The 17,587-nt window shown below is 42.3% G+C and carries 17 protein-coding genes, 1 pseudogene and 1 other annotated feature; all 18 genes and pseudogenes read left to right on the plus strand.

Annotated features, from left to right (window positions below; translation table 11 throughout):
- Positions 1-112: 112 nt before the first annotated feature.
- The 18 genes and pseudogenes from ftsA to ACY8D0_RS04100 all read left to right on the plus strand — a co-directional run bounded on the left by ftsA (position 113) and on the right by ACY8D0_RS04100 (position 17,437).
- Positions 113-1,408, plus strand: a complete 1,296-nt coding sequence (ftsA, locus tag ACY8D0_RS04015) for a cell division protein FtsA (protein WP_462409194.1) — start codon at positions 113-115, stop codon at positions 1,406-1,408.
- A gap of 44 nt (positions 1,409-1,452) precedes the next feature.
- Positions 1,453-2,595, plus strand: a complete 1,143-nt coding sequence (gene ftsZ, locus ACY8D0_RS04020) for a cell division protein FtsZ (protein ID WP_462409195.1) — start codon at positions 1,453-1,455, stop codon at positions 2,593-2,595.
- A gap of 418 nt (positions 2,596-3,013) precedes the next feature.
- Complete coding sequence (gene spoIIGA, locus ACY8D0_RS04025) at positions 3,014-3,952, plus strand: sigma-E processing peptidase SpoIIGA (RefSeq protein ID WP_462409196.1); 939 nt, start codon at positions 3,014-3,016, stop codon at positions 3,950-3,952.
- 44 nt (positions 3,953-3,996) lie between these two features.
- Complete coding sequence (gene sigE / locus ACY8D0_RS04030) at positions 3,997-4,716, plus strand: RNA polymerase sporulation sigma factor SigE (protein WP_462409197.1); 720 nt, start codon at positions 3,997-3,999, stop codon at positions 4,714-4,716.
- A 360-nt stretch (positions 4,717-5,076) separates the two neighbouring features.
- Entirely contained in the window at positions 5,077-5,856 is a 780-nt protein-coding gene (sigG, locus tag ACY8D0_RS04035) for an RNA polymerase sporulation sigma factor SigG (RefSeq protein WP_462409198.1), read from the plus strand.
- A gap of 355 nt (positions 5,857-6,211) precedes the next feature.
- Positions 6,212-6,475 (plus strand): YlmC/YmxH family sporulation protein, encoded by a 264-nt coding sequence (locus tag ACY8D0_RS04040; protein ID WP_462409199.1) that lies wholly within the window; start codon positions 6,212-6,214, stop codon positions 6,473-6,475.
- Positions 6,476-6,550: 75 nt separating this feature from the next.
- Entirely contained in the window at positions 6,551-7,366 is an 816-nt protein-coding gene (gene pgeF, locus ACY8D0_RS04045; RefSeq protein ID WP_462409200.1) for a peptidoglycan editing factor PgeF, read from the plus strand.
- 8 nt (positions 7,367-7,374) lie between these two features.
- Positions 7,375-8,052, plus strand: coding sequence for a YggS family pyridoxal phosphate-dependent enzyme (locus ACY8D0_RS04050; RefSeq protein WP_462409201.1), 678 nt, complete (start codon positions 7,375-7,377; stop codon positions 8,050-8,052).
- Positions 8,053-8,063: 11 nt separating this feature from the next.
- Complete coding sequence (locus tag ACY8D0_RS04055) at positions 8,064-8,522, plus strand: cell division protein SepF (protein ID WP_462409202.1); 459 nt, start codon at positions 8,064-8,066, stop codon at positions 8,520-8,522.
- Positions 8,522-8,791 (plus strand): YggT family protein, encoded by a 270-nt coding sequence (locus tag ACY8D0_RS04060; RefSeq protein WP_462409203.1) that lies wholly within the window; start codon positions 8,522-8,524, stop codon positions 8,789-8,791. The genes ACY8D0_RS04055 and ACY8D0_RS04060 overlap by 1 nt, the downstream gene beginning before the upstream one ends.
- A gap of 30 nt (positions 8,792-8,821) precedes the next feature.
- Entirely contained in the window at positions 8,822-9,595 is a 774-nt protein-coding gene (locus tag ACY8D0_RS04065; RefSeq protein WP_462409204.1) for a YlmH family RNA-binding protein, read from the plus strand.
- An 83-nt stretch (positions 9,596-9,678) separates the two neighbouring features.
- Positions 9,679-10,194, plus strand: coding sequence for a DivIVA domain-containing protein (locus ACY8D0_RS04070; protein ID WP_462409205.1), 516 nt, complete (start codon positions 9,679-9,681; stop codon positions 10,192-10,194).
- Positions 10,195-10,245: 51 nt separating this feature from the next.
- Positions 10,246-10,482, plus strand: a binding site (T-box leader).
- 76 nt (positions 10,483-10,558) lie between these two features.
- Positions 10,559-13,330, plus strand: a complete 2,772-nt coding sequence (gene ileS, locus ACY8D0_RS04075; protein WP_462409206.1) for an isoleucine--tRNA ligase — start codon at positions 10,559-10,561, stop codon at positions 13,328-13,330.
- 157 nt (positions 13,331-13,487) lie between these two features.
- A complete protein-coding gene (locus tag ACY8D0_RS04080) occupies positions 13,488-13,781 on the plus strand; it encodes a hypothetical protein (protein ID WP_462409207.1) in 294 nt (97 codons plus the stop codon).
- A gap of 82 nt (positions 13,782-13,863) precedes the next feature.
- The gene (gene lspA / locus ACY8D0_RS04085; protein WP_462409944.1) at positions 13,864-14,355 is read left to right on the plus strand and encodes a signal peptidase II; all 492 of its coding nucleotides are present in this window, start codon (positions 13,864-13,866) and stop codon (positions 14,353-14,355) included.
- A complete protein-coding gene (locus tag ACY8D0_RS04090) occupies positions 14,327-15,238 on the plus strand; it encodes an RluA family pseudouridine synthase (protein ID WP_462409208.1) in 912 nt (303 codons plus the stop codon). Before lspA ends, ACY8D0_RS04090 begins: the two co-directional genes overlap by 29 nt.
- A 175-nt stretch (positions 15,239-15,413) precedes the next feature.
- Positions 15,414-15,959, plus strand: a pseudogene (gene pyrR, locus ACY8D0_RS04095) (bifunctional pyr operon transcriptional regulator/uracil phosphoribosyltransferase PyrR); the annotation flags it as partial.
- Positions 15,960-16,129: 170 nt separating this feature from the next.
- Positions 16,130-17,437 (plus strand): solute carrier family 23 protein, encoded by a 1,308-nt coding sequence (locus ACY8D0_RS04100; RefSeq protein ID WP_462409209.1) that lies wholly within the window; start codon positions 16,130-16,132, stop codon positions 17,435-17,437.
- Positions 17,438-17,587 lie beyond the last annotated feature (150 nt).

Consider the following 17,587-nt stretch of genomic DNA (forward strand, 5'->3'; position numbering starts at 1 on the left):
TTTTAAAGGGAATCATTCAGTTGTGACGAATAATTTTATAATATATTACTTAGGAATTTACCTGAACCTTAATTGTTGTTCGACTGAAGGATATTAAAGGAGGTGCCAGAGAATGAACAGCAATGAAATATATGTTAGCCTTGACATCGGTACATCCAGTGTAAAAGTAATCATCGGGGAAATGGTCAATGACTCGGGAAAAGGCTCTTTAAATATAATTGGTGTGGGAAATGTGGAATCTGAAGGCCTTCGCAAAGGGTCAATCGTTGACATGGACGATACCGTTCATTCTATTAGAAGGGCAATTGAGCAGGCAGAAAGAATGGTAGGTTTAGAGATTAATGAGGTAGTTGTCGGGATACCTGGACACAACATTAGCCTTCAACCTTGCCATGGGATTGTCGCTGTTTCCGGACAAAACCCTGAGATTACAAACGATGACGTCATTCGAGTGATTGAAGCGTCTTATGCCGGGTCCATCCCCCCTGAAAGAGTTAATATGGGAGTCATTCAAAAGCAATTTATTTTAGATGGCAAAGATGAAATAAACGACCCTCGTGGCATGATCGGCGTGCGCTTGGAAATGGAAGGTACACTTGTGACTGGTTCCAATGCGATTCTCGCTAATATCATCCGCTGTGTGGAACGAGCCGGCCTTAATTTCTCGGATATCATCCTCCAGCCGCTTGCCGCAGGAGATTATGCTTTGTCCAAGGATGAAAAAAACCTCGGTGCTGCGCTCCTTGATATCGGAGGCGGTTCTACTACCATTGCCGTCTTTGAAGATGGATATTTAAAAGCAACGAGCGTAATCCCGGTTGGGGGAGACCTTCTTACTAACGATCTCTCAAAAGTTCTGCACACTTCTACTGAGGATGCGGAGGCTATAAAAGTCAAATATGGACATGCCTTCTACGACCATGCATCAGAAGATGAATTCTTTAGCGTACCAGTTATTGGCAGTGATCAGCACCAACAATTTAACCAGCTTTATATTTCTGAAATTATTGAAGCTAGAATGGAAGAAATCTTTGAGTTAATTGCCAAAGAGTTAAAACGTTTAGGTGTGATGGACCTGCCTGGGGGCTTTGTGTTAACCGGAGGTACTGCTAAAATGCAAGGATTATTGGAACTGGCCCAGGATATTTTTCAAAATCCTGTCCGTATTGCCCAGCCTGACTACATAGGCGTTAGGGAACCGCAATATACAACAGCAGTTGGTTTAATAAAATATGCTTACAAAAATTCCAGATTACCAGGGAGCGTTTCCAGTTCACATGTTTCTGTCTCGGAACCGGTTGAAAAACGGGTCCAAAAACAGCATCAGCCAAAAGCGAAGCCAGAGAAGCATCCAGAAGAAAAAATGTCATCAAAAGTCAAAAAATTCCTGGGATACTTTTTCGAATAGGGGACCTTTCGAAAAGGAAAAGTGACGAATTAGGAGGATTTTTCATGTTAGAATTTGATACAAATTTAGATTCGCTCGCAACTATCAAGGTTATCGGAGTTGGCGGAGGCGGTAATAATGCCGTCAACCGGATGATTGAGCACGGGGTACAAGGGGTAGAGTTTATCGCTGTGAACACTGATGCTCAAGCCTTAAACCTTTCGAAGGCAGAAGTAAAAATGCAAATTGGCGCAAAATTAACCCGCGGCCTGGGAGCAGGGGCAAACCCTGAGGTTGGCAAAAAAGCAGCTGAGGAAAGCAAGGAGCAAATTGAGGAAGCATTGCGCGGGGCAGATATGGTATTCGTTACCGCTGGAATGGGTGGTGGTACTGGTACCGGTGCCGCACCGGTCATTGCCCAGATTGCCCGTAATCTTGGTGCACTAACTGTTGGGGTTGTCACCCGGCCGTTTACATTTGAAGGAAAAAAGCGTTCCACCCAAGCTCAAGGTGGAATCGGATCAATGAAAGAAGCTGTGGATACACTTATTGTGATTCCTAACGACAGATTGCTCGAAATAGTTGATAAAAGCACTCCAATGCTGGAGGCGTTCCGCGAAGCAGACAATGTTCTTCGCCAAGGGGTTCAGGGGATCTCCGACCTGATTGCCACTCCTGGATTAATTAACTTGGATTTTGCAGACGTAAAAACAATCATGTCCAACAAAGGTTCCGCTTTAATGGGCATCGGTGTGGCTTCCGGTGAAAACCGCGCTGCAGAAGCTGCTAAAAAAGCAATTAATTCCCCACTTTTGGAGACCTCCATTGATGGTGCTCAAGGGGTGTTAATGAATATTACCGGGGGCTCAAACTTGAGTCTTTATGAAGTGCAAGAAGCCGCTGATATCGTTGCTACTGCGACAGATCAGGAAGTAAACATGATTTTCGGATCGGTCATTAATGAAAGTTTAAAAGATGAAATCATTGTAACCGTTATTGCGACAGGCTTTAATGAGGAAGCCGCTCAGCCGAAACCAGTCCGTCCCACTTTTGGGCAGCCAAAGACGCCTAGTGGTGCAATCAAAAGAGAACCAAAGCGCGAAGAGGTTCAGCAACAGGAACCTCCACGCACCACCAACACCACTCCTTATCCGGAGGAAACATTGGATATTCCAACATTCCTTCGCAACAGAAACCGTAGAAGATAAGAAAATGGAAAAAGCATGATCCTGTTATGGGTCATGCTTTTTTTTGCTCTGTTAAACGATATTTTGAGCCTTTTACTTTGCTGAATGGAGCTAATAAGCTCGACTTCTGCGGGACGGGGCTGGGGAGACCCCGCACAGTCGGCTTCCATCGCCGTGGAGGCTCCCCGGCACTCCCGCCGGTTCTCTGAGCGGCTGTAACGGAAATCAACTTATATTTAACAGGCCCTTTATTTTGAGCGATTAGGCTGTTTCCAAGCACTTTCCAGGTTTTCTATGACAAATTACGTTTAGAATAGTGAAAATTTCTGTTTTTTTGATACCACAAAGTGACACACTTCAAGCCGTTAAGTAGGATATACTTTTCCATAAACAGAATAGCAAATGGCGGGATTCCTTCCTGGATAAAGGAGGAAGCAATGTGACGGTTTATTTGGATGTGATTTGGTCTCTCAATTTATTGTTTGACAGCCTTCTCCTTTATTTAACTGCGATCATCCTAAAAAGGAAGGTTCGGTTTTGGAGGGTTTTATCCGGAGGTCTGATTGGTTCCATTATTATCATATTAAACTTTACACCCTTAAACATTTACTCAAGCCATCCAATTTCAAAACTACTATTTTCCGTGATAATGGTGTTAATGGTCTTTGGTTATTACCGCATATCCTTTTTTATCAAAGCGTTAATGACATTTTATGTGGCGACCTTTTTAATTGGCGGTGCTTTAATGGGTGTCCATTTCTTTATCCAATATGATTCCGAGCTTACAGCGGAAGTCCTACGGTCCAGTGTGGAAGGCTTTGGTGACCCCATTAGCTGGATATTTGTTCTAATCGGCTTTCCGATTGCCTGGCATTTTTCCAAGAAGAATATTGAAACCATGGAAATGACGAAAATCCGTTATGATCAAATTGTATCGGTAAGTCTGAGTGTGGATGGCCAAGCTTTTTCTTATAAAGGATTGGTCGATAGCGGCAATCAACTATATGATCCTGTTTCAAAGATGCCGGTCATGTTTGTCTCCGTAAAAAAGCAATGGGAGAATACCCCTGAGCCGATTCGAATGTTAGCTGGAAATCCCAATCCATTGGAATGGAACGATAACACATTGCCTGAACAGTGGCAGCACAGGCTGAGAATTGTTCCTTACAAGGTGGTGGGACAAGAACATCAACTAATATTCGCAATTAAACCAGACCATATTTTGATTGAACACCACGGGACTCAATATTTTTATGAAAAGGGATTAGTATCCTTTACCATGCAGGAGCTTTCAGCGGAGGATGCCTACCAGTGCATTGTCCATCCCAAAATGCTGACAGGTCATAAGCAGCAAGATGATAGCGAGAAGGTAAGTTAATAATACTATACTCAGAAAAACATAATTTAGAAGGAGGAAAACAAATGAAAAATTGGAGACTTCGCTTATCCTACTATTGGAATAAAATATTAATTAAACTAGGTTTTAAAACAGATGAAGTCTTTTACATTGGTGGAAGCGAAGCCCTGCCGCCTCCTTTAAGTAAAGACGAGGAAGAGATGCTGTTAAAAAAATTGCCTGCCGGCGATAAAGCAGCACGTTCCATACTGATTGAACGTAACCTCCGGTTAGTTGTATATATCGCTCGCAAATTCGAAAACACAGGAATTAATATTGAAGACCTGATTAGTATTGGAACCATTGGTTTAATTAAGGCGGTAAATACCTTTAACCCTGAGAAGAAAATAAAATTGGCTACATATGCATCAAGATGTATCGAAAATGAAATTCTTATGTACTTAAGGAGAAATAATAAAATCAGGTCCGAGGTTTCATTTGATGAACCATTAAATATTGATTGGGATGGGAATGAACTATTATTATCGGATGTTTTAGGAACAGATGATGATATCATTACAAAAGATCTGGAAGCAAATGTTGACCGCAAATTGCTGACCAAAGCATTACATCAACTCTCAGACCGGGAGAAGCAAATCATGGAGCTGAGGTTTGGCCTGACAAACGGGGAGGAGAAAACACAAAAAGATGTTGCCGATATGCTAGGCATCTCCCAATCCTATATTTCCCGTCTGGAAAAACGAATCATTAAACGGCTAAGGAAAGAATTTAATAAAATGGTATAAGATAAACGGAAGTGCCCTCGGAACAAGCAAAAAGCGCTTGTTCCTGCGAAGTCTATTCTCTAAGAAGCCTTCCTTAGTGGTCAGCGCTCGACAGGCCTCATTCAAAAAGCTAACACTTATGTTCACGATATGCTTTTACTTCCGAAGCCTTTGTGGAGCTGGACAATTTTCGAAGACAAGAAACATTTTTAATTAACAAAAGTGGAAAATTTTTACCGCCCAAAAAACCTTATTACTATAATGGTTTCAATTGGATTTCCGAACATATGCACCTGTCCGCGGCGATGGACAGGTGCATATTTTTCCTTCTCAAGGAGATACTGTTTTTTGTACAGCAGCTCTCTCAAGGAGGGAAAAGATTTGACTCGAAATAAAGTTGAAATTTGCGGTGTGGACACATCAAAACTTCCTGTATTGAAAAACGAAGAGATGAGAATTCTCTTCAAACAAATGCATGAAGGCGATTTATCTGCAAGGGAAAAACTCGTAAACGGCAACTTACGACTTGTCTTAAGTGTGATCCAGCGGTTTAATAACCGCGGCGAGTTTGTGGATGACCTGTTTCAGGTTGGCTGTATTGGACTCATGAAATCAATTGATAATTTTGATTTAGGACAGAACGTCAAGTTTTCGACGTATGCTGTGCCAATGATCATTGGAGAAATCCGCCGGTATCTGCGTGATAATAATCCGATTCGGGTATCCCGCTCATTACGAGATATCGCCTATAAGGCACTACAGGTGAGGGAGCGATTAATGAGCGAAACCTCCCGTGAACCTACTGCGGAGGAAATCGCCAAAGTATTGGAGGTACCTCATGAGGAAATCGTTTTTGCCCTTGATGCCATTCAAGATCCGGTTTCCCTTTTTGAACCAATCTATAATGATGGCGGCGACCCCATCTATGTGATGGATCAATTAAGTGATGAAAAAAATAAAGATATAAACTGGATTGAAGAGATCGCTTTAAAAGAAGGAATGCGGCGGCTAAATGAACGCGAAAAATTAATCTTGCGAAAGCGCTTTTTTCAAGGGAAGACGCAAATGGAGGTTGCAGATGAAATTGGAATCTCCCAAGCGCAAGTCTCCCGCCTAGAAAAAGCGGCCATCAGACAAATGAATAAAAATATCCAGAGTTAGGCTGTCCGGTTGGACAGCTTATTTTTTTAATTGACCCTGTTAAATTTGGCTATTGATTGAGCGAAAGAAGCTCAGCGAATCCGCGGGCTTGCAGGGAACCTCCTTGGGGAGTACCGGGCCTGCGGCATTTCCTCTGCCCCGTACTCCCGCAGGACACCGAATTTCTTCCTCGAAATCGCCCATGCACGAAGAAAATCCGATAGCATAATTGAGAAATTTCGAGGAGTCGAGCATATCCGCTCCAATCAACAGAGGTAAAAAAAACAACAATATCATATAACAGTTGTTTTGATTTAATAAATTGATCACTGCAATCATATATTTTGTTATAGTACGATATTTGGGAGTGGTGATCATGGTTAGGATTTCCGAGTTTCAGATAAAAGATGTCGTTAACGTATCAGATGGAAAAAGATTGGGCAATATCGGGGACATAGAAATCAATGTATCAACAGGAAAAATAGAAGCAGTCGTCATATCCGGAAACGGCAGGGTTCTCGGCTTTTTTGGAAAAGATGATGATATTGTCATTCCATGGAAAAATATTATTAAAATCGGTCATGATGTCATCTTGGTCCGTTACCGCCCAATTGATGAACAAGTTCCTGATGAAGCTTGAGAGGGAACCCGGTATTTTATTGTGACCATTTATCTTTTTCATGGTAAACTAAAGAAAAACATAAGAGGTATGATTATGGAGCCTTTTGCTATACATCATCCATCCTATTTAACGATTGAAAGCTGGACAGATCATTTTCCTGAACTTCTCGCCGGTATGACAACAAAACACGGCGGGACCAGTAAGGGATATTTTGAATCCTTTAATATGGGTTTTCATGTTGGAGATTCTAATGACGATGTAGTCAAAAATAGACAAACCTTGTCAAATTTGCTCAAGTTTCCGCTAAACTGCTGGGTAGGCGCTGAGCAAACCCATGATATCGTTTTAAAAAAAGTGACCAAGTCAGATCGTGGAACAGGCGCCGATTCCTATCAGGATGCGTACAAAGGAACTGATGGTTTCTATACAAATGAGGATGGTATCCTGTTAACCCTTTGCTTTGCAGACTGTGTTCCCTTGTATTTTATTGCTCCCAAGTTTAGGATGATTGGCTTGGCGCATGCTGGATGGAAAGGGACGGTTGGCGAAATAGCAAGACACATGATTCAGGCTTTGGGAAATGAAGGGGTTCCACCTGAGGAAATTTTCGCAGCTATCGGACCCTCCATTTGCGAAGAATGTTATATTGTGGATAATCGTGTCATTAACTTGGTGGAAAATATACTAGAAGATGTCGACGTAAAACCCTATAATTTAATTAGTGATGGGCAATATTCATTAAATTTACGTCAATTAAATAAGCAAGTTCTCCTGAAGGCTGGTATTCCCGAGCAAAATATCCTGATTAGCGGATATTGCACCAGCTGTGATGACCTATTTTTTTCCCATCGCGGAGATCAAGGAAAAACCGGGAGAATGTTAAGCTTTATTGGCTGGAAGGAGATTTAAATCTATCTATGAACGTTACATCAAAGCTCGAACCAATAAGACAGCAGATAAATGAGGCATGCCGTAAAGTGGGACGAAATCCTGATGAAGTCACAGTAATTGCGGTAACGAAGTATGTCAGTACCGAAAGGGCAAAAGAGGCCCTGGAAGCAGGAATCCGGCATCTTGGAGAAAACCGGGATGAAGGATTGCTTGAAAAATGGGAAGTCTTACAGGACAAGCCAGTTTGGCATTATATCGGGACACTGCAAACCCGAAAGGTGAAAAATGTCATTGATAAAGTGGATTATATCCATTCTTTGGACCGCCTGTCCCTTGCTCAAGAAATCAATAAACGGGCAAACCGTGAAATCAACTGCTTGGTGCAAGTAAATGTATCACATGAAGAATCCAAGCATGGAATACATCCCGATGAGGTACTGGATTTTATAAAATCACTTCGCCCTTATGAAAAGATCCGTGTTCAGGGGTTGATGACAATGGCTCCCTTAACAAATGAGGAACAGGTGATTCGTTCATGTTTCAGCAAATTAAGAGAACTTCGTGATGAAATTCAAGACTGTCAGTTACCTTTTGCTCCATGCACGGAACTTTCCATGGGAATGTCCAATGATTATCCCATTGCGATCGGGGAAGGAGCAACAATGGTAAGAATAGGGACAGCACTAGTTGGTGAAGATGGTTAGGAGAGAAGAAAATGACGATTAAATCAAAAATAAAGACATTTTTCTTTTTAGATGATGATTATAATGATGAAACTACCAGTGAATACACGGAACCGGCAGAACCAATCAAATCGAGGAAGCAGCCTGTTAAAGCTCAGAATGTTGTCAGTATCCAAAGCGTGCATCAGCAATCCGCCAAACCGGGAAAGGCTTCGAAAGTGATTTTAGTCGAGCCGCACTCGAGTTCAGAGGCGCCGGAAATTGCTGATCATTTAAAAAACCGCCGTGCTGTTGTGGTGAATCTGCAGCGGATTGATAAGGAGCAAGGAAGACAAATTGTCGATTTTTTAAGTGGTGCTGTGTATGCGCTCGGTGGGGACATCCAGAAAATCGGCTTGAGCATTTTTTTGTGTACTCCCGATAATGTAGAGGTGTCGGGGAATATTTCTGACCTTTTACCTGAACCGGAGAATCCAAATACAAGGTGGTAATGATCATGGCACTTATTTTTAGTCTATTGCAGCAACTGATTTCCCTGTACTCTTGGGCGCTAATTATATATATCTTAATGTCCTGGTTTCCAAATGCAAGAGAGACATCGATAGGTCGGTTCCTCGCAAATATTTGTGAGCCTTATTTGGAACCGTTTCGAAAAATTATCCCTTCAATTGGGATGATTGATATCTCTCCAATTGTTGCGTTCCTTGTTCTGAAATTTGCCAGCAGCGGATTGCACAGCGTTTATCTTTGGCTCGCGTAAGAATTCAAGTTGTAGGTTGTGTGTGTATCTATGAATATTTATCAGCATTTTCGCCCCGAAGAACGGGAATATATTGATCAAGTACTACAATGGAAAAGCTATGTTGACCGTCAATATAGTCCTAAAATCACCGATTTCCTTGACCCCCGGGAGCAGCATATCCTGAAGACAATCATTGGTGAAAGTTCTGAAGTCAAATACGGGTTTTTTGGGGGAAGGGAAGAAACGGAACGAAACAGGGCCTTGCTTTTCCCCGATTATTTATCAATGGAACCTAATGATTTTCAGATTAGTTTATTTGAAGTCGACTACCCTAAAAAATTTGTTACGATTGAACACAGGCAGGTATTAGGTACGCTTATGTCCCTTGGATTAAAGCGCGGCAAGTTTGGTGACATTTTAATTCATGACGGTCGCATCCAATTTTTTGCGGCCAAAGAAATAAGTGATTATATTAAACTTAATGTCGATTCTATAGGCAGGGCAGGAGTGAAATTAGTAGAAATCCCAATGGAACAAGCGATCATTTCAAATGAAATGTGGGAGAGCCATGAACTGACTGTTTCCTCGTTACGGCTGGATACCATCATTTCGGGTGCCTGCCATCTGTCGAGGCAAAAGTCGCTTACCCTTATCCAGCATGGTCTTGTCAAAGTAAACTGGACCCAACAGGAAAACCCCTCGTTTCCATGTGCTGAAGGGGATTTAATTTCAGTCCGTGGCCATGGCAGAACCAAATTAATGGGGATAGAAGGTAAGACCAAAAAGGATAAGTGGAAAATTTTGATTGGTGTCCAAAAATAATTTGAGATTTTTGGAGGATTTTAAAAAAACTTGTCGAATAGAAGTTAATACATATAGTGTAGAGATTGCATGGAGGTGGCATTATGCCGTTAACGCCGTTGGATATTCACAACAAAGAGTTTAATAAAGGGTTCAGGGGCTATGATGAAGATGAAGTAAACGAGTTTTTAGACCAGGTCATTAAGGACTATGAATTAGTGCTTCGTGAGAAGAAAGAATTGGAAGAGCGTCTGAATGAAATGCAAGACCGGTTAAGCCATTTTACCAATATTGAAGAAACACTTAATAAATCCATAATCATTGCCCAAGAAGCCGGTGAGGAAGTCAAGCGCAATGCACATAAAGAAGCAAAACTGATCATTAAAGAAGCGGAAAAAAACTCCGACCGTATTGTCAATGAATCACTTTCCAAGGCAAGAAAAGTCGCGATGGAAATCGAGGACTTAAAGAAACAATCAAAGGTGTTCCGTACGCGGTTTAAGATGCTTATTGAAGCGCAGCTTGATATGCTTAATACGGATGATTGGGACCACCTGCTGGAGTATGAAGTGGATGCTACTGAGCTGAAGCTTCAGGAAGAGGAAGATTCATTGGCTTGACGAATAAGGAATTTGTAGCATATAATTTGTTAACAAGCATCTAATGAATAACCATTGACGATGACAGGGACAGTACGATTCTTTATGCTTTCAAAAGCGAGCCGGTGAGGGTGGAAGTCCGGTAAAGCAGTAGAATTGGAAAATCACCCTTGAGTTCTAAAGCCGAACTTCTTTTAGGACAGTAGACTTTAGCGTTTAATTTCACGTTACGAAACTTGAGAGGATGGAACATTTGTTCTGTCTACCAGGGTGGTACCGCGGGAATAAATAAACCTTCTCGTCCCTTTTTGGGGATGAGAGGGTTTTTTTTATTGGTCAAATGGCAATTCTGTTTTTATGAAAGTGTACAGGAGGAAGAAAGAACATGGAATACAAAGATACGTTATTAATGCCGCAGACGGAATTTCCGATGCGCGGCAACCTTCCAAAACGCGAGCCTGAAATCCAGGAGAAGTGGGAGGAAATGAATATTTACCAAAAGGTGCAGGAACGTACAAAAGGCCGTCCAATGTTTGTCCTGCATGATGGACCTCCATATGCCAATGGGGATATCCATATGGGCCATGCCTTAAATAAAATTTTAAAGGACTTCATCGTCCGTTATAAATCAATGAGTGGATTTCAAGCCCCTTATGTGCCAGGATGGGATACTCATGGTCTTCCGATTGAGCAAGCGTTGACCAATAAAGGTGTAAAACGTAAAGAGATGACCGTCGCGGAATTTCGTGAATTGTGTACAAAGTATGCTTATGAACAAATTGAGAACCAGCGGTCACAGTTTAAACGTTTAGGGGTCCGGGGGGATTGGGAGAATCCATACATTACCCTTAAGCCGGAATATGAAGCACAGCAAATCAAGGTCTTTGGTGAGATGGCCAAGAAGGGCTATATTTATAAAGGCAAGAAGCCGGTTTATTGGTCTCCGTCCAGTGAGTCTGCATTAGCTGAAGCTGAAATTGAATATCAGGATAAGCGGTCGCCGTCAATTTATGTGGCTTTTAAAGTAAAAGACGGCAAACAAGTCCTTGACACTGACACGGAGATTGTCATTTGGACCACAACTCCATGGACTATTCCTGCAAACTTGGGCATTTCTGTCCATCCTGACCTCACATATGTAGTGGTGGCGGTAAATGGCCATAAATATCTGGTGGCAGAAAGCCTTTTAGAAGCAGCTTCAAAGGAAATCGGCTGGGAAGATGCTTCGGTAATTAAAAAAGTGAAGGGGAATGAACTGGAAAATATCATCTGTTCCCATCCGTTATATGGCCGCGATTCTTTGGTGATGCTGGGTGAGCACGTCACAACAGATGCCGGTACCGGCTGTGTTCACACCGCTCCAGGCCATGGGGAAGATGACTTCATAATTGGTCAGAAGTACGGCTTGGATGTTCTTTGCCCTGTTGATGATAAAGGACATATGACAAATGAGGCACCAGGATTTGAAGGTCTATTTTATGAGGAAGCCAACAAACCAATCGGCCAAGCATTAGAGGAAGCCGGAGCCTTATTAAAGCTATCATTCATTACCCACTCTTATCCACACGATTGGAGAACGAAAAAACCGGTAATTTTCCGTGCCACTGCACAGTGGTTTGCTTCTATTAAAGATTTCCGGGAGCAATTGCTGGATGCCGTCAAGGAAACAAAATGGGTGCCGGCCTGGGGAGAAACTCGGCTTTATAATATGGTCCGTGACCGTGGTGACTGGTGCATTTCCCGTCAGCGTGTATGGGGCGTTCCAATCCCTGTCTTTTATGCGGAAAACGGGGAAGAAATCATTACTGATAAAACCATTAACCATATATCAGAATTATTCCGAGAGCATGGATCGAATATCTGGTTTGAACGGGAAGCGAAAGACCTGCTCCCTGCCGGTTTTACGCACCCTGGAAGTCCTAACGGCACATTTACCAAGGAAACAGATATCATGGATGTTTGGTTTGATTCCGGTTCTTCCCATCAGGCGGTTTTACTTGAAAGAGAAGATTTAACACGTCCGGCAGACCTTTATCTCGAAGGTTCTGACCAATATCGCGGCTGGTTTAACTCGTCCCTGTCCACAGCAGTTGCCGTAACAGGTAAAGCTCCATATAAAGGGGTTTTAAGTCACGGATTTGCGCTTGACGGTGAAGGCAGGAAGATGAGTAAGTCAATCGGGAATGTGGTGGTCCCGGCTAAAGTAATGAATCAACTAGGAGCCGATATTTTACGTCTTTGGGTTTCCTCTGTGGATTACCAAGCGGATGTCCGTGTTTCTGATGCCATCTTAAAGCAAGTGGCTGAGGTTTACCGTAAAATCCGTAATACATTCCGTTTCTTACTAGGAAACTTGGCGGATTTTGATCCGAAGGCAAATAAGGTGTCCTATGAAAACCTGCGGGAAGTGGATCAATTTATCCTGGTTAAGTTAAATAAGCTAATTAAATATGTTCATAATGCTTATGAAAATTATGAGTTTTCCAATATTTATCATGCAATCAATAATTTCTGTACACTCGATTTAAGTGCCTTCTATTTGGATTTTGCCAAGGATGTCCTTTACATTGAATCGGCTGATCATCCTGAACGTCGGGCAATTCAAACCGTTTTATATGAATCGCTGCTTTCATTGGCCAAACTAGTTTCACCAATTCTTTCCCATACGGCTGATGAAGTCTGGCAGTACATTCCTGGAGTGGAAGAAGAAAGCGTGCAGCTGACCGATATGCCTGAATATCAGGAACTTCCGGATGCTAAAGCAATCGAGGAAAAATGGAATTCCTTCATGAAACTGCGCGACGATGTGTTGAAAGCACTAGAAGAAGCCAGAAATGCAAAAGTCATTGGAAAATCATTAACGGCCAAAGTTACGTTATACGTAAATGATAAATCAAAACAGTTGTTAGACTCGATAGAAGAAAATCTTCAGCAATTGTTTATTGTGTCCGGATTTGAAGTGGCAGGTTCCTATGAGGATGCCCCTGAAGATGCCGTTAAACTGGATACAGCGGCCATTGTTGTGACTAAGGCAGAAGGAGAAACATGCGAGCGCTGCTGGACAGTGACAAAAGAGGTTGGCAAAGACCCTGAACACCCAACACTTTGCCCGCGTTGTTCACATGTAGTCAAAAAGAACTATTCGCACATGAATTAATATAGCGGAAAAGTCCCGATAAATCGGGACTTTTTCCATTTTGTTCACATATTTACCACCTCCGTTAATTGTTGTAGCAGTTGTCAAAAGTTTTACTGTGTCTGTTAAAGGAAGGCGCAAATAATAAAACAAATGACGAAACGGAGGTAACAACACTATGAATGCTTTGCAGGAAAAGATGTTAAAGGAACTCCGTCAAACCAAATTTGAAATTGAACAGTCATTAAGAAATAAACACACGTATGATTGGATGACACCATTGTTGCAAGAGGAATTGCAGGATGTACAAATTGCTCTGCAAAAATTAACCGATGGTACATACGGTCAATGTGAACTATCAGGGGAATTGCTTCCGGCCGACCTGATCAAAATGATTCCCACCATCAGGTCGGCCAAAGATACAGAGGATATGATCAGCTATCTCAAAAAACCAATTTTACCCTCATTTTAAGTAAGTAACATTGTGAACAAGCGATTAAGTATGCTAAAATTCAAAAGAATGAGTTTAGGCTATTTTGTGGGGGTAATTTTTGGTGTTTTATTACTTAATCGCGATCTTTATTATTTTGTTGGATCAGTTTACCAAATGGTTGATTTTAACCAAAATGTATTTTGGAGAAAGTATACCTGTCATTGAGAATGTATTGTATATTACATCCCATCGCAATCGCGGGGCTGCATGGGGAATCTTGCAAGGACAAATGTGGCTGTTTTATTTAATTACCATCATTGTCATTGCCGCCATTATATATTACATGCAGACACATGCTAAAGGAAAACGGCTGTTAGGCGTATCCCTCGCATTTATGCTAGGGGGAGCCATTGGGAATTTTATAGATCGGGTATTCAGGAAAGAAGTAGTCGACTTTATTCATTCGTTTATTTTTGGATATAACTTTCCTGTTTTTAATATTGCCGATTCCTCGTTGGTAATTGGAGTAGGATTGTTGATTATTCAAATGCTGTTGGAAGAGAAGTCGTCAAAGGAGAAGTCGTATGGAGAAAATGGATCAAACCATTCTTGAAGAACAAGCAGGTGACCGGATCGATAAAGTCGTTTCCAGCCTGAATGAGGAATGGTCTAGGACACAAGTCCAAGAATGGATAAAAGATGGAAATGTCGTTGTGAACGGCAAGAAGGTAAAACCTAATTATAAATGCAGTCTCAATGACCGGCTGGAGATTAACATCCCTGAACCGGAAGAACTGGATGTTTTACCTGAAGAAATGGATTTGGATATTTATTACGAAGACCGGGATGTACTGGTTGTCAATAAACCTAAGGGAATGGTGGTCCATCCTGCACCTGGACATTTGACTGGAACATTGGTAAATGGCCTTATGGCTCACTGTAAAGATTTATCGGGAATTAACGGAGTGCTCCGGCCAGGGATTGTCCACCGGATTGACAAAGACACCTCCGGTTTATTAATGGTGGCTAAAAATGACATGGCACATGAAAGTTTAGTCAACCAATTAGTTAAAAAAACGGTTACCAGAAAATATTTGGCCTTGGTCCATGGAATCATTCCTCATGATTTTGGCACCGTTGACGCACCCCTTGGCAGGGATCCGAAGGACAGGCAGAGCATGACAGTGGTAGATAATGGGAAGCACGCAGTCACTCATTTTCATGTCCTGGAACGGTTTAAAGATTTTTCTTTTATTGAATGCCAATTGGAAACAGGCAGAACCCATCAAATCAGGGTTCATATGAAATACATTGGCTATCCGCTGGCAGGTGACCCTAAGTACGGCCCGAAGAAGACGCTGGATTTGGGCGGGCAGGCTTTGCATGCTGGCATTCTCGGATTTATCCATCCGAGAACAAATGAATATTTGGAGTTTTCAGCCCCTTTGCCCGAGTATATGGAACAATTGCTCGATTCCTTGAGAAATAATCGTTGACAGGGGTTAGGATTTACAGTAAGATAGCTTTAGTCAAATAAGCCTTTAAGTCAGTCCCGTGAGGCTGAGAAGGAACGGTTAACAGGCATGGGAATGCCTGTGATTTAAAACTAACTCTTTCCTCTCGCCATCATCGGTTGAGAGGTTTTTTAATTCTTCTAAAAGCAGGTGCAAACATATGAGTCAAAAAGCGATTGTTCTAGACGAGCAAGCAATCAGCAGGGCCTTAACGAGAATTTCGCATCAAATAATCGAAAAAAATAAAGGCATCGATCATTGTATCCTAGTGGGAATTCGCACCAGGGGAATCTACATAGCAAAGCGTTTGGCCGCTAAAATTGAAGAAATTGAAGGCACTCCCATTCCGGTTGGTGAACTGGACATCACGCTATACCGAGATGACTTAACCGTTAAAACTGCCAATCAAGAACCGGTGGTGAAAGGTTCCGACGTCCCGTACAACATTAACAATCAAAAAGTGATTTTAGTGGATGATGTTCTGTATACAGGCCGTACAGTAAGAGCCGGGTTAGACGCGCTGATAGATATCGGCCGGCCGGCAGCGATTCAGTTGGCTGTCTTAGTCGACCGTGGCCATCGTGAGCTCCCGATTCGGGCAGACTACGTGGGGAAAAACATCCCAACATCGAGTGAAGAAAAAATTATGGTGGAGCTGTCCGAAGTGGACCAGATTGACCAAGTCAGCATTTACGACAAATAAATACCGCCCTTTTAATTTCAGTCCCGTGAGGCTGACAAAGGGGAATTGCCGCAAGCGATTGATGGCTTTTCTAAACCCTCTTTGTCCCTCATGGATTAAGAGGGTTATTTTTTTAAGATAAAGCAAATGCTAAACAAAAATTATATAAATCAAATCCGGGGAGATTGTATATGAATAACAAAATCATTTTAGATGTTAATGATAGACCAAAACTGTCGCAATGGCTGACATTAAGCCTCCAGCACCTATTTGCGATGTTTGGTTCCACCATACTCGTCCCATATCTTGTCGGCCTAAGTCCGGCAATTGCCTTGATATCAAGCGGCTTGGGGACCTTGGCTTTCTTATTGATTACCAAAATGCAGGTTCCTGCCTACCTAGGTTCATCGTTCGCGTTTATTGCGCCGGTTATAGCCGCTAAGGCCGCAGGCGGGCCGGGAGCAGCCATGGCCGGTACTTTCTTGGCTGGCTTAGTTTACGGTCTGGTATCCCTTGTCATTAGCCGTGCTGGGCACAAGTGGATTATGAATCTTTTGCCGCCAATCGTTGTCGGTCCTGTCATCATTGTTATAGGCTTGGCCCTTTCAGGAACTGCGGTGAGTATGGCCATGAATAATCCCGCAGGCAAATACAGTATGCTGCACTTTTCCGCCGCCTTGGTCACATTGGCAGCAACGATCATCTTTACGATTTATGCAAAGAAAATGTTAAGCATTATTCCAATCTTGGCCGGTATTATTATCGGATACATTTACTCGTTAATCATTGGCATTGTGGATTTTACGCCGGTTTTAAAAGCACACTGGTTCGAAATGCCGGATTTTCTCTTTCCTTTTGTCAGCTATAAAGTGAAATTCACATGGGATTTAGCAGCCCTTATGGTGCCTGTCGCTGTAGTGACTCTTTCAGAACATATCGGCCATCAGCTTGTGCTGAGCAAGGTAGTGGGAAAAGACTATATTAAAGAGCCAGGACTGCACAGATCCATCCTTGGAGATGGGACGGCAACACTGATTTCATCGTTAATCGGCGGCCCTCCAAAAACAACCTATGGAGAAAATATTGGTGTCTTGGCGATTACAAAGGTTTATAGTGTATATGTCATTGCCGGTGCGGCAGTGTTCGCGATTATCTTTGGTTTTGTCGGAAAAATCACCGCACTTATCAGTACAATCCCAACTCCAGTTATGGGCGGTGTGTCCATTCTGCTCTTTGGAATCATTGCTTCATCGGGCTTGAGAATGTTAGTCGACAGTCAAATTGACTTTGCCAATAACCGGAATCTCGTGGTTTCCTCTGTCATATTAGTAATCGGGATTGGCGGAGCCATTGTAAAACTTCCGTTTAATATTGAAATTCAAGGGATGGCGTTGGCGGCCATTATCGGAGTCCTGCTGAATCTGATTCTCCCTGGACGTCAGATTGCCGATGATAATATGTTTGAGACCAGTTCAGGAGATGGTAAGAAAACCGCATAAAATAAGAAAACCTTTTAAATGAAGTCCGGAGAGGCTTATAAGGGTGTTCGTGCTCAAAGTTAGAGGAATGATAAACTTCCGTTCCTCTGACTGAGTACATCTAATTGACACCCTGACATAAGCGTCAGGGTGTTTTTTAGTCAAATTAGA

The organism is Neobacillus camarae, assembly GCF_054950115.1.

Bases quoted from the DNA above. Each gene is read 5' to 3' on its own strand.
- ACY8D0_RS04065 (WP_462409204.1), top strand. From the start codon at position 8,822: ATGAATATTTATCAGCATTTTCGCCCCGAAGAACGGGAATATATTGAT.
- ACY8D0_RS04080 (WP_462409207.1), top strand. From the start codon at position 13,488: ATGAATGCTTTGCAGGAAAAGATGTTAAAGGAACTCCGTCAAACCAAA.
- ACY8D0_RS04040 (WP_462409199.1), top strand. From the start codon at position 6,212: ATGGTTAGGATTTCCGAGTTTCAGATAAAAGATGTCGTTAACGTATCA.
- ACY8D0_RS04100 (WP_462409209.1), top strand. From the start codon at position 16,130: ATGAATAACAAAATCATTTTAGATGTTAATGATAGACCAAAACTGTCG.
- sigE (WP_462409197.1), top strand. From the start codon at position 3,997: ATGAAAAATTGGAGACTTCGCTTATCCTACTATTGGAATAAAATATTA.
- ftsZ (WP_462409195.1), top strand. From the start codon at position 1,453: ATGTTAGAATTTGATACAAATTTAGATTCGCTCGCAACTATCAAGGTT.
- ACY8D0_RS04060 (WP_462409203.1), top strand. From the start codon at position 8,522: ATGATCATGGCACTTATTTTTAGTCTATTGCAGCAACTGATTTCCCTG.
- ACY8D0_RS04050 (WP_462409201.1), top strand. From the start codon at position 7,375: ATGAACGTTACATCAAAGCTCGAACCAATAAGACAGCAGATAAATGAG.
- pgeF (WP_462409200.1), top strand. From the start codon at position 6,551: ATGGAGCCTTTTGCTATACATCATCCATCCTATTTAACGATTGAAAGC.
- ACY8D0_RS04090 (WP_462409208.1), top strand. From the start codon at position 14,327: ATGGAGAAAATGGATCAAACCATTCTTGAAGAACAAGCAGGTGACCGG.
- ACY8D0_RS04070 (WP_462409205.1), top strand. From the start codon at position 9,679: ATGCCGTTAACGCCGTTGGATATTCACAACAAAGAGTTTAATAAAGGG.
- ftsA (WP_462409194.1), top strand. From the start codon at position 113: ATGAACAGCAATGAAATATATGTTAGCCTTGACATCGGTACATCCAGT.
- ileS (WP_462409206.1), top strand. From the start codon at position 10,559: ATGGAATACAAAGATACGTTATTAATGCCGCAGACGGAATTTCCGATG.
- ACY8D0_RS04055 (WP_462409202.1), top strand. From the start codon at position 8,064: ATGACGATTAAATCAAAAATAAAGACATTTTTCTTTTTAGATGATGAT.